The 10254-nt window shown below is 50.2% G+C and carries 10 protein-coding genes; 9 read left to right on the top strand and 1 reads right to left on the bottom strand.

Annotated elements, in window-relative coordinates:
- Window positions 1–83: 83 nt before the first annotated feature.
- Complete coding sequence (locus M3200_RS08075) at window positions 84–530, top strand: YaiI/YqxD family protein (protein WP_022383024.1); 447 nt, start codon at window positions 84–86, stop codon at window positions 528–530.
- A 28-nt stretch (window positions 531–558) separates the two neighbouring features.
- On the opposite strand, the gene M3200_RS08070 is transcribed toward M3200_RS08075, so the two are convergent.
- The gene (locus M3200_RS08070; protein ID WP_022383023.1) at window positions 559–1518 is read right to left on the bottom strand and encodes a DUF1858 domain-containing protein; all 960 of its coding nucleotides are present in this window, start codon (window positions 1516–1518) and stop codon (window positions 559–561) included.
- A 247-nt stretch (window positions 1519–1765) separates the two neighbouring features.
- On the opposite strand from M3200_RS08070, the gene M3200_RS08065 reads away from it, so the two are divergent.
- The 8 genes from M3200_RS08065 (at window position 1766) to ftsH (ending at window position 10214) form a co-directional block, all read left to right on the top strand.
- Complete coding sequence (locus M3200_RS08065) at window positions 1766–2932, top strand: M48 family metallopeptidase (RefSeq protein ID WP_022383022.1); 1167 nt, start codon at window positions 1766–1768, stop codon at window positions 2930–2932.
- Window positions 2933–2981: 49 nt separating this feature from the next.
- A complete protein-coding gene (locus tag M3200_RS08060) occupies window positions 2982–3917 on the top strand; it encodes a D-alanyl-D-alanine carboxypeptidase family protein (RefSeq protein WP_022383021.1) in 936 nt (311 codons plus the stop codon).
- Window positions 3918–3981: 64 nt separating this feature from the next.
- Window positions 3982–4227, top strand: a complete 246-nt coding sequence (locus M3200_RS08055; RefSeq protein ID WP_288178234.1) for an FtsB family cell division protein — start codon at window positions 3982–3984, stop codon at window positions 4225–4227.
- 294 nt (window positions 4228–4521) lie between these two features.
- Window positions 4522–5061 carry a S1 RNA-binding domain-containing protein gene (locus tag M3200_RS08050; protein ID WP_022383019.1) on the top strand — a complete coding sequence of 180 codons (540 nt, stop codon included), beginning with the start codon at window positions 4522–4524 and terminating at the stop codon, window positions 5059–5061.
- Window positions 5062–5116: 55 nt separating this feature from the next.
- Window positions 5117–6031: a Ppx/GppA phosphatase family protein gene (locus M3200_RS08045; RefSeq protein ID WP_022383018.1), complete on the top strand. Its 915-nt coding sequence runs from the start codon at window positions 5117–5119 to the stop codon at window positions 6029–6031.
- On the top strand, window positions 6028–7479 hold the full coding sequence (gene tilS, locus M3200_RS08040; RefSeq protein ID WP_022383017.1) for a tRNA lysidine(34) synthetase TilS: 1452 nt from the start codon (window positions 6028–6030) through the stop codon (window positions 7477–7479). Before M3200_RS08045 ends, tilS begins: the two co-directional genes overlap by 4 nt.
- Before the next feature lie 8 nt (window positions 7480–7487).
- Window positions 7488–8042: a hypoxanthine phosphoribosyltransferase gene (hpt, locus tag M3200_RS08035; RefSeq protein WP_022383016.1), complete on the top strand. Its 555-nt coding sequence runs from the start codon at window positions 7488–7490 to the stop codon at window positions 8040–8042.
- 288 nt (window positions 8043–8330) lie between these two features.
- The gene (gene ftsH, locus M3200_RS08030) at window positions 8331–10214 is read left to right on the top strand and encodes an ATP-dependent zinc metalloprotease FtsH (RefSeq protein ID WP_022383015.1); all 1884 of its coding nucleotides are present in this window, start codon (window positions 8331–8333) and stop codon (window positions 10212–10214) included.
- Window positions 10215–10254: the final 40 nt, after the last annotated feature.

The raw sequence follows: 10254 nt of genomic DNA, 5'->3' as shown, positions 1-10254 counted from the left end.
CCTTAAACCTCGCTTCGCTCGAGAAAAGGAAAAGCAGCGTTTTAACGGATTTTGTCACAGCTCCTTTTTTTATGGGAGGGATTATGGAAATATGGATAGACGGGGACGGATGCCTGGTCGTTCGTGAAACGGAAAGGGCGGCCAGAAAATTCAAGATCCCCGTGACGATCATCTGCGACACGAGTCACCGGATTGAATCGGATTACAGCCGGGTGAAGACGGTGGACAAGGGTGCCGACTCTGCTGATTTCGTCCTGACGAATCTTCTGAAGGAAGGAGATATCGTTGTGACGCAGGACTACGGCGCAGCGGCCATGGCTCTTGCCAGGAAGGCATATGCTTTTCATCAGGACGGCTGGCAGTACACGGAAAACAACATAGACGGGCTCCTTATGAAGCGCCATCTGGCCAAGAAGGCTATGAGAAGCGGCAAGCATCATTTGAAAGGGCCTCCGGCAAGGAGCAGGGAGGCAGGGAAAATCTTCCAGGAAAAACTGGAAGCCTTTCTTCAGAGCAAAATAAAAGTCTGAGCATTGGCTCAGCCTTTCGTCATTGGAATTACATTTCATCTCCGCTGCGAAGTCTTTCATCGCACTTGGCAATGAGTGTCTTCACGTCAGCGCCTGCATCGCGGCACATGATGCCGATCGATGTCTTCATGTCGGAAGGCATCGGGATGTTCTGGCTCTGGAAAACGGTCAGGAGCTGCGGATACATGGTGAGGATGGTTTCCATCGGTGTATCTTCAGTCAGGAGCGGCTTCTTGTACTTGTCAGCGATGAATTCATTCATTTCGCCGATGATTTCGAAGACGTCCATGCCATGGCCCTGAGCAGCCTGCCAGAGATTTTCATCATAGGAAACGAAGCAGCCTACGCAGGACATGCCGTATTCCATGAGGAAGGGTCCCATTTCCGGATATACTTCAATGATCTGCATGATGTTGTTTTCCGGACGGACGAAATCGCCGGGCGCCAGAGGCGGAACTTCCGGGGAATCCCAGCCGCCGTTGCCGTAGAAGCTGTCGGCGGATCCGTTTCCGTCAGCGACTGCATTGCCGAGGACGGTGTCACGGAATGTTTCATAGCCGATGGAATCAATGAATTCTTCCAGGGACTGATAATTTTCGTGTTCGAGGTAGTAGGTGCATGCCTTGACCATGAGGCCCAGTGCATCTGCCGGGAACTGTGCGAAAGCGAAGAATGTCTTCTTGCCGGTGTAAATGTCCCAGCCGTCGGACATGCCTACCGCACGGAGCGGAAGAGGCGTATTGATGGTACAGGTCAGAATGCAGGACGGCCAGGTGCCGAATGCCTGCAGGCCTAGATCCTTGAGGGCGTTTTCCACGTCTTCCTTGGAAAGTCCGGAAATAATCGGGCGTGCCTTCGGATCAAGGACATATGTGCCGGCATATTTTGCGGCAACTTCCTTCATCTTGGCTTTGAGGTCCATGCGGCCTTCCTGAATGTCCGGAATGAAATCGATTTCCAGAGAGAATGTAAGGTTATCTGCTGTCATGAAAAGACTCCTTTCAATGAGCGCGAATGATATTTCAAAAAGATTCACTTTTATATTATATCAAATGAATACAAGAGTTAAAGATAAAAAGATAGAAATTTTTTGATAAAGCTCTATAAGATGGATGCGTAATGCAACAAAATATGATGGATTATCAAGGAAATCGAAGAAAATTGATATTTCACGCAAACTGCTAAAAATGATACAATAGTAATATATCGATGGATTACAGGTATGGAGGCGCATCATGAAACACTGGAAGAGAAAAATGGCGGCTGCGGCTCTGGCAGCAGTCTGCGCAACAGGCGCATTCGCAGCTCCCCTCGAAGTTGAGGCGGCTTCCGTAACAGAGAAGATTCTCTATGGAACGGCAGCTATGCTCTTTGTTTCCAATTATTATTCGCGCATGGATGATCATAATCAGCTTCAGCTTCTGGATGAATGCCAGAAGGAAACGGGCGTCTATGAGGATCCGGCGGCAGATGCACGTGTGCAGGATGTCTATCAGAGAATCCGCGACACGGGAACGCTCAAGAGGGATTATAAGATCTACGTATCCCCTCAGGAAGACATCAATGCGTTCATGAGCCTTGGCGGCGTCATGTGCGTCAATAAGGGTACACTTGATACGATGGACGATGATGAGCTGGCTTACATCATGGCTCATGAAGTTTCGCACGGCGAGCTCCGTCACAATGTAGACGGTGTCAAGAAAAGAGTCGGCCTCATTACGGCGCTCAATATTTATCTTGGCGGTGATGCTACGGTGGGCCAGGCAATCCTTGCCAATGTCGCAGGCAACTATGTAGCGAATGCTGTATTTACGAAGGATCAGGAAAAACAGGCAGATGACAGGGGCTTCGAATATACGGTGGAAGCCGGATACAATCCGGGTGCTCCTGCGGCAGCCATGCAGGTCCTGAAGGACAAGTACGGTGAAAGCTCGCCGACCGGCCTCAAAGCAGTTCTGGCACCGGGCAATCATCCGAAAACATCCGACAGAATCAATAAAAATGTAAAGCGCATGGTGAAATATTCCGGAGACCATGTTAAAGTAGATGACGGCTGGATCGTCGTCAATGGAGAAAAAGCCTTCAAGCCGGCTGCTTCGGGAAATTACACTGACCTTGAAAGGACATACCTGACAGCAGGGAAACTGGCAAAGGTTTACCATGCAGGAAATGTTCCGGATGCCGTATACCGCGGAAATACGATTTACTGCGGAAGTCTTGGTATTTATACCACGAATGGCTCTGAAAACGGCCTCGAATACACGGCAGCACTCAATAAGGGCATTTCAAAAGACCGCGGGCAGGCTGTGAAGGATGATTTCGAAATCGACGAAACCCGCCAGCAATTGGAGAAACAGAAAAAGGAAGCCGCGGAGCAGGGATCCTCTGAGGCCGAACAATAATTACGGTCCCGGTCTCCTGGCCATGCCATGAGACGGAAAGGAATTGGTTATGAAGAAACTGCTGGCATTTTTAGCGCTGGTTATTGTTTTTGTGGGAGCTGCATTTGGTGTACTGGTGGTGATGACGCCGCCTCCGCCGAAAATGGAAGTCCTCCCGCCTCCGCCTGAAACAAAAGCGGTCGCAGCGGCGCTGATTGATGGAAATACGGGAGAAATGCTGGCAAATAAGAACGGGGAACTGAAGATTTACCCGGCAAGCACGACGAAGATTCTGACCTGCATCATCGCCTTGGAAGAAGGAAAGGCAAAGCTCGACCAGAATGTCGTTGTCACGCCTCTTGCCATGGGCCAGGATGGAACGAATATCGGCGTCCGTACGGATATGCCGATCAGCCTGCATCAGCTGCTCTACGGCATGATGCTTATTTCAGGAAATGATGCAGCTGTCGTGACGGCTGAAACCGTCGGAGGCTCCTACGGGCGTTTTGTTGAAATGATGAATGAAAAGGCAAAAGCGATCGGTGCTGTGCATTCCCACTTTGCCAATCCAAACGGACTGACCAATCCGGATCATTACACGACGGCAGAAGATATGGCTCTCATTTCTGCGTATGCCATGAAGAATCCGGATTTCCGTGATGTCGTCAAGAGAAAGACATACCCGATGACGTACAGGAACGGCATTTACCGCAATGTGGAAAACAGGAATGAATTCCTTAGCAGCGGTTATCCCGGTGCCAACGGCATCAAGACAGGCATGACCGAAGCTGCCGGAGACTGTCTTGTTGCCTCGGCAGAACGTGACGGCCGCCTTGTCATTGTGACACTCTACAATGATCCGAACCGCTGGAATGATACGAAAGCATGGCTGGATTATGGATTCCGCGCAGCCAAGGCAAGAGAGAAGTATGATGCGGAAATGGCAGCAGAACCTAAGGTATACAAGTTTGTGAACCAAGTACTGGGGAGGGAAGCTCGTGCGTAAAGAGCGCCGCATGCATAGTAAGAGGAAAAGGCCTTTTCTGAAGCGCCTTTTTCCGGACAGCGTGATGCTGAGATGCGTTTTCTGCGTTTCAGTATTCTTATGCATCGTTGTACTAGGCATCCAGAGTTATCACTTTGCTCAGCTGAAAATGCAGGAGCATGAGATAAAGCAGGACATGGACCGGCTGACGGATGAAAAGGAAGAGCTCGAGCAGAAGAAGCAGGATCTGCAGGATCCCAAGAAGCTGGAGCAGAAGGCCCGCGACGAACTCGGCCTTGTAAAGCCTGGGGAAATGCCGTACGTCAAGTAGGATGTTACGCACATATTACGCAAAATATACATTAGTATATTATCTTTAATAAAAGGACAGCTTCGAGGAGCCCTTCTCCCTGTATAAGGGGGCAGGGTTCTTCCTGTATGACGGAAAATGAGGTTTTCAGAATGCAGTCCGTCTTTTTCGCACTCTTTTGCAAGGGCGCGGAATATTCTGGCGGGATATTGATATTCCCTGTGAAATCTCGTATAATATAATTTATATTTATGTTTATTTTATTTAAGGAAGGCTCCAGGGAGCTTGACCTTAGGGAGGATGTCTTTTTTTTTCATGGCTTTAGAAGTCGGCAATATCGTAGAAGGTACAGTTACAGGGATCGCGAAGTTTGGCGCATTTGTTGAACTGCCAGACAAGAGTGTAGGCCTGGTTCACATTTCAGAAGTAGCCAGCGAATATGTGAATGATGTCAATGATTATCTGAAAGTACAGGATAAGATCAAAGTTAAGGTCATCACGATCGATGACAAAGGCAAAATTGCTTTATCCATTAAGCAGGCACAGCCTGCTGCCCCGCAGGAAAAGCGGCAGGATCATTTTCACCGCGATCATGAACACGGCAACGGCAGAGAATTCCACCATTTCACCAGAAGAGAAAATTCCGGTGATCGCGAAGCATCTGCTCCGGCACCCAGGAATCAGGAAAGGCGTTCCTTCTCCGGCGGATACCGCCAGTCGGCAAGACAGGAAGCTCCCGCTTCTTTTGAGGACAAGCTGAGCCGCTTCCTGAAAGACAGTGATGAAAGACTTCTTGATTTGAAACGTAATGTGGAATCTAAGAGGGGCGGACGCGGCGCGCGCCGTTCCGACTGACAGATGGAAATAGGGGAGCAGCTATTGCTCCCTTGTTCTTTTAGGGGAGGAAACCATGCGTGCGATTATCGATATCGGAACCAATTCGGTTCGTCTTTTGCTGGCAGAGAAAGATGACAAAGACGAATGGAAGGTTTTGAAAAAGGATCTGAGAAGCAGCCGTCTCGGGGAAGGGATGACTGATACAGCCTGTATCGGACAGGGCGCAAGAGAAAGAACCCTCCAGGCCGTGGAGAGATTTGTAAAGGAAGCGAAAGAAGCAGGCGCTGATGAAATCTTCGCCTACGGCACTTCCATCATGAGAGATGCCGGAAACGGACCGGATTTCGCAAAGCTTGTCGAAGAGACGACAGGCGTCAAAGTCCGCATCCTGTCAGGCACCGAAGAAGCTTACTACAGCTATATCGGCGCAGCCGGCACGCCCGGCGTGCTGACGGCAGTCGTTGATATCGGCGGCGGATCCACGGAGATCTGCATGGGATTCGGCACGGACGTCGGCATGTGCCACAGCTTCCAGCTCGGATGCGTGCGCTGCTCCAAGCAGTTCGACACGACGACGGCAAGAGGCCTCAGCATGCTGAAGAAGCACTGCTTCGAACTCTTCCGCACAACGGACCTCATGGAATACATCAGAAACGTCAAACGCTGGATCGGTGTAGGCGGCACAGTGACTTCGCTGGCAGCCATGATCCAGAAGCTCGATGTGTATGATTCTGAAAAAGTACAGGATTTCGTCATTCGTCAGGAAAATGTGACGGAAGCCCTGAAGAAGCTCAGCGCCATGTCCTATGACGAACGCTGCCGCACAAAGGGCCTGATGCCCGAAAGAGCGGATATCATCGTGGCAGGGATTGCTATCCTGGACAGCCTCATGGAATACCTTGCGCTGTCTGAGATTACTGTAAGCGACAGGGATTTGTCGGAAGGGCTTCTGGATGCCGACGTCCTTGTTCCGAATGAACCGAAATGATGGACAGGCAGTGGATGGGGCGCATGCTCTCCTATGCCCATAAGGAAAAGCTCTGGAGAAGGGGAAGCCGTATCCTGGCCGCTGTATCAGGCGGTCCGGACTCTCTGGGGCTTCTTCTTTTTCTCGATTCCATCCGTGAAAAGGAAGGCATAGAGGTAGGATGCTGCTGCGTAGATCACCATATCCGCAAAGAATCAGGAGAGGAAGCGGACTACGTCGGAAAGATCTGCCTTGAAAGGAAGATTCCCTTCTACAGGAGAGATGTCGACGTCAAAGGCGCGCAGAAGGGCGGCGAATCCATCGAGACAATCGCAAGGGATTTGAGGTACAAGGCGCTCCGAGATGTAAAAGAAAAGGAACATTACGATGTCATTGCGACGGCTCATCACGCAGATGACCAGGCAGAAACCGTTCTTTTCCATTTCCTTCGTGGAAGCGGCGCCAAGGGACTTTCAGGCATCAGCCCCAAAAGGGATGACCTCATCCGTCCGTTCCTCTGCGCAAGGAAAAAGGAAATCGAGGATTTCCTCAAAGATTTCCCTTATGAGCCTTGCCATGATCCGACGAATGACATTCCCGACGTCACAAGGAACAAGCTCAGGCTTCTTCTGATCCCCGAACTTCTTTCCTACAATCCGAATCTGGTGGAAACACTTTCACGCACCTCCGGCATTCTTCGCGAGGAAGATCATTTCCTTGAGGAAGAGGCCAAAAAAGCGGCAAAAAGGATTGTCAAAGGGGAGGAAGGAAACTGCCTTTACTGCGACAGGGAGATTTACAGGAGCCTTCCCACTGCCATTGCAAGAAGGACGACTGCCGGACTGATGATCAGGGCCGGTGCCAAAGAGCCTGATTTTGAAGGACTTGAAAGGGTAAGAAATCTTCTCCTCTCCGGAAAAACAGGCGCAAAAACGGATGAAGCAGGCGTGACCGTTGAGCTTTCATCAAATGGATTTCTTGTTTATGCTGGGGATACAAGGCATGAAGATAAACCGGATGCATGGAATCTGTTACAAATAATTTATAAAACGATATGCCCTAAATGGGTAGATAATATTCACAAGACTGATATAATAGGAAACAACGATACAGAAAACTGCCAGAAGCTGGGCCGCTGGTTTATGGAAACCAGACTGCTCGACAAGGCGCCTCTGCATCTTGAAAAATACCAGTATCTGCTCGATGCGGACAAGGTCGGTACCATCCGCCTCAGATTCCCGCAAAAGGGCGACCGCATCGCACCTTCCGGAATGGAAGGGACAAAGGATATCGGAAAGCTTCTCCAGGCGAAGAAAGTGCCGAAGGAAGCAAGAAATCTGTGGCCGCTGGCCGCTGATGAAGATCACGTGTACTGGGCAGGATTCCTGCGGGGAAGCCGCTACGGAAGACCGTCGCCCGATACAAAGAAATTTTTATTATTAACACTAAGCTGGATAGAAGGAGACTAAGTGCTGAAATGGAAAATTTGAAACATGATATCAAAACCGTATTGATTACAAGAGAACAGATCGCAAAGAGGGTTCGCGAAATGGGCCAGCAGATCACCAAAGATTATGCAGGCAAGGAAATCGTCCTCGTTGGGATTCTGAAAGGTGCCATGCCTTTCCTCTGTGACCTGATGCGTGAAATCGACCTTCCGGTCATTCTGGATACCATGGTCGTTTCCAGCTATGGAGATGCAACCACATCTTCCGGCCTGGTCAAGATCAAGAAAGATCTGGACAGCGATATCCGCGGACGCCATGTCATCGTTGTAGAAGACATCATTGACACCGGCATCACGATGGCAGCTCTCACTCCGATTCTTGAAAAGAGAGGCGCTGCTTCCGTAGAACTCGCTATTTTCCTCGACAAGAAGGAAAGACGTGAGAAGGAAGTCAATGTCAAGTACATCGGCTATGAAATCCCTGACAAATTCATCGTCGGATACGGATGCGACTATGCACAGAAGTATAGAAACCTTCCGGAAATCTGTGAACTGGACAATAAGGTCTTCGCGCAGGCGAAATAACAAAAAGGAGCCGATCGGCCATCGGACCGGGCGGCTCCTTTTTGTTCACATTTATATACTTGCGGCATGCCTCAATTGTAAAATAGACGTTGCAGGTATGTGGTAAAATATGATAAAATTAATTACTGATTTAAAAGTTTCTATAAAGGTTTTGTTTAGAGACGCGCACAGGCCGGGTGCCTGTCCGGAAGGCACGGGGGATGCCGCATGAACGGAAAGCGCGGAATGAATTTCCCTATCGATCCCGCTGCAGTTGTTTGAATCAGTGCACATAAAAGGAGGAATAGATTGAATAAGTTTCTAAAGAATGTTGCGCTATATGTGCTGCTTATCGTCATAGCGGTATCCATATTCAATACCTTCGTCCATCCACAGGAAAAACATTCCGAAATCACATACAGTGATTTTATCTCTCAGGTAGATAAGAAGAATGTATCTTCCGTAACCATGGTCGATCAGTCCATCAGCGGCAAGCTGAAGGATGGTACTGAATTTGCCACCTATGCACCGGCACATGATACGACGCTCCTGCCCAAACTGACGGATAATAACGTAACGATCACGGCTAAGCCGCCGGAACAGCCGTCCTGGTGGATGAGCCTCTTGTCTTCACTTCTTCCGATCGTCATCCTTGTCATCGTATGGTTCTGGATCATGAACCAGACACAGGGCGGCGGACGCGTCATGAGCTTTGGCAAGTCCAGAGCGAAGATGACAGGCGAAGGCCAGGTCCATGTCAACTTTGATGATGTCGCAGGTGAGGACGAAGCGAAGGAAGAACTTTCCGAAGTCGTCGATTTCCTGAAAAATCCGGGACGTTATACGGCTATCGGCGCCAAGATTCCGAAGGGCGTTCTTCTCGTCGGACCTCCAGGCACAGGCAAGACCCTTCTTGCCAGAGCTGTAGCAGGAGAGGCGCGCGTTCCGTTCTTCTCCATCTCCGGTTCTGATTTCGTAGAAATGTTCGTCGGCGTCGGCGCATCCCGCGTACGCGATCTCTTTGCCCAGGCTAAGAAGAATGCACCATGTATCGTATTCATCGATGAAATCGATGCCGTCGGCCGTCAGCGCGGAAGCGGACTGGGTGGCGGACATGATGAACGCGAACAGACGTTGAACCAGCTGCTCGTCGAAATGGATGGTTTCGGTTCCAATGAAGGCATCATCACGATCGCCGCTACGAACCGTCCGGATATCCTTGATCCGGCGCTCCTGCGTCCGGGCCGTTTTGACCGCCGCGTCGTCGTAGGCCGTCCTGACCTTCGCGGACGTCTGGCAATCCTCCGTGTCCATGCAAGAAACAAGCCGCTGGAAGCCGATGTCGATCTCAATACGATTGCCAAGAAGATTCCTGGCTTTACAGGCGCAGATATTGCCAACCTTCTGAATGAAGCTGCACTTCTGGCTGCCCGTCAGAACCGCAAGACCATTTCCATGGCCGATCTTGAAGAAGCCAGTGAAAAAGTCAGCTACGGTCCTGAAAGAAAGAGCCACAAGGTCAGCGATGAAGAAAGAAAACTCACCGCTTACCATGAATCCGGCCATGCCATCATGGCTACCCTTCTTCCGGATGCTGATCCGGTGCACAAAGTCACCATCATCCCACGTGGACAGGCTGGCGGGTACACCATGATGCTTCCGCATGAAGAAAGATCCTTCATTACAAAATCCCACCTTCTCGCACAGCTGCGCGTCGCTCTTGGCGGCCGCTGCGCTGAAAAGATCATTTTTGATGAAATCTCCAGCGGCGCTTCCGGAGATCTTCAGCAGGTCACCGGCATCCTTCGCAAGATGATCATGGAATGGGGCATGAGCGACCGCCTCGGACCGATGATTTTCGGTGAACATCAGGAACAGATCTTCCTCGGCAAGCAGCTTGGCTCTGAAAGAAACTACGGCGAAACCGTAGCAACGATCATTGACGAGGAAATGCATAAGTACCTGAACGAAGCTTTAAATGATACGATGCAGATGCTGACCGACAACATTGAAGTCCTCCATGCTATGGCAAAGGCTCTGATGGAAGTCGAAACCATCAATCATCATCAGGTTGAAAACCTCTTCAAGTATCATTCCATTTATTCTCCGGATGAACAGCCGGCTCCAGCGAGTGAAGACTCCCCGCTTCCGCCAGTACCGGGTGATGGAGAAAATCCTCTCTATTCCCTCTGATCCGGAAGATACTTCAAAGCCAAAGACGGCAGCCCGCGCT

Origin of the sequence: Dialister sp. CAG:357 (assembly GCF_000435155.1) — a bacterium.
Taxonomy (GTDB): Bacteria; Bacillota; Negativicutes; order Veillonellales; family Dialisteraceae; genus Dialister; species Dialister hominis.
Note: the sequence above shows the minus strand (reverse complement) of the source record. Positions and strands in the feature narration are given on the sequence as shown.

What these genes read in the sequence shown, in the direction of transcription:
- M3200_RS08075 (WP_022383024.1), top strand. Translation starts at nt 84, where the DNA reads ATGGAAATATGGATAGACGGGGACGGATGCCTGGTCGTTCGTGAAACG.
- M3200_RS08070 (WP_022383023.1), bottom strand. Translation starts at nt 1,518, where the DNA reads ATGACAGCAGATAACCTTACATTCTCTCTGGAAATCGATTTCATTCCG.
- M3200_RS08065 (WP_022383022.1), top strand. Translation starts at nt 1,766, where the DNA reads ATGAAACACTGGAAGAGAAAAATGGCGGCTGCGGCTCTGGCAGCAGTC.
- M3200_RS08060 (WP_022383021.1), top strand. Translation starts at nt 2,982, where the DNA reads ATGAAGAAACTGCTGGCATTTTTAGCGCTGGTTATTGTTTTTGTGGGA.
- M3200_RS08055 (WP_288178234.1), top strand. Translation starts at nt 3,982, where the DNA reads ATGCTGAGATGCGTTTTCTGCGTTTCAGTATTCTTATGCATCGTTGTA.
- M3200_RS08050 (WP_022383019.1), top strand. Translation starts at nt 4,522, where the DNA reads ATGGCTTTAGAAGTCGGCAATATCGTAGAAGGTACAGTTACAGGGATC.
- M3200_RS08045 (WP_022383018.1), top strand. Translation starts at nt 5,117, where the DNA reads ATGCGTGCGATTATCGATATCGGAACCAATTCGGTTCGTCTTTTGCTG.
- tilS (WP_022383017.1), top strand. Translation starts at nt 6,028, where the DNA reads ATGATGGACAGGCAGTGGATGGGGCGCATGCTCTCCTATGCCCATAAG.
- hpt (WP_022383016.1), top strand. Translation starts at nt 7,488, where the DNA reads ATGGAAAATTTGAAACATGATATCAAAACCGTATTGATTACAAGAGAA.